1 protein-coding gene is annotated in these 1334 nt (G+C 76.1%); it reads right to left on the reverse strand.

Translation table 11 applies throughout. The features are described from left to right. Positions 1-333: 333 nt before the first annotated feature. Complete coding sequence (locus ACLBYE_RS30475) at positions 334-996, reverse strand: HdeD family acid-resistance protein (protein ID WP_447697030.1); 663 nt, start codon at positions 994-996, stop codon at positions 334-336. Positions 997-1334 lie beyond the last annotated feature (338 nt).

Here is a 1334-nt window from a genome sequence, read left to right on the forward strand (position 1 = left end):
GCGAGGCCGAGCCCGGCCGCGGCGAGGAGGGTCCGGAGATGGCGCGCGAGGTCGCGCGCGGCCCGCCCGGCCTCCCGGGCGGCGAGCCGCGGGTCCGGGGCGTCGGCGGGGGGGTCCGGCTTCGGCGGTTTCGGCCCGTCGGCCGGGGCGCGTTCCGGCGCGTCGGGCGTCATCGTGGTGCGTGTTCCGGGACCGGCCGATCCGGCCGACCGAGCCTTCTAAGCCGCATCCGTCCCGGTGTCCCGCAGCCGCGGGGTCGCGGGACGGGCGGCGCGTCGATCGCGCCGCCACCGTGTGGATCGGGCCACGGGGCCCGATCCGGTCCCGGCCGGCTCACCGGCCGAGCGGCGCTCCCGGACCGACGGCCCCGTGCTGGGCGCGCAGCTTGAAGGCCAGGATCAGCAGGAGGATGCCGAAGGCGAAGGTGTAGGAGCCGATCCACCACGTCAGCACCAGGGCCGACATGCCCGGGTTGATGAGCAGCGCGAGGCCGAACAGGATCGACACGACGCCGCCGAGGCCCAGCCACCAGCGCCCGTAATGGAGGTGCAGGCGGAAGGCGGCGGCGATCATCAGGCCGCCGGTGACCAGCGCCCACGCGGCGAGCAGCAGCACGAACGCCCAGACGGCCGCGGCCGGGACCAGCACCGCGGCGACGCCCACCACGATGTCGACGAGGCCCTCGACCAGCATGAAGCCCCAGCGCTCGTGGCGCTGCGCGGCCCGGACCGCGCCGACGACGGCGACGACGCCGTCGACGAGCATGTAGGCGGCGAAGAACAGGACCAGCGAGAGCACGAAGGCGCCCGGCGCGATGAACGCGACCGCTCCGAACAGGACCGCCATGACGCCGCGCAGGGCGACGAGCCACCAGTTCCGCGCCAGGGCCGCGCTCATGGCGTCGAGGCGCGCAGCGCCGACGAGCGGGATACCGGAGGGCGCGGTCGCGGGGCCGGAACCGGGGCGGTTCGGCGTCGGGGATGGGCTGCTGGTCATGGCGAACTCCTGGGCCTTGAGGCCGGGAACGGCAAAGGTTCCGGGCGCAGAACGCCGCAGTGCGGCATGCGTTCCTAGGCGGGCAGATCTGCGCGTGGAACCTTGGGCCGGCGGCCGGCTTGTGCTGCCTGAGGCGGGCGATGCGACAAGCCCGGTCACCCCCGGGTGGCCGGCCCATCGGGCGACGACTTCCCATGTTTGACGATCAGCGGCACCCCTCCGAGGACGAGGCGCGCCCGCGGCCGGCCGACGGCCGCGCGGCCGCGCGCGAGCGCGACGTGCTCGATCTCGGCCGCGCCGCGCCGGCCGCGCGCGAGCCCCGCCCGGAGGAGGCCGAC

Source organism: Methylobacterium sp. A52T, from assembly GCF_053346095.1.

Bases quoted from the DNA above. Each gene is read 5' to 3' on its own strand.
- ACLBYE_RS30475 (WP_447697030.1), bottom strand. From the start codon at position 996: ATGACCAGCAGCCCATCCCCGACGCCGAACCGCCCCGGTTCCGGCCCC.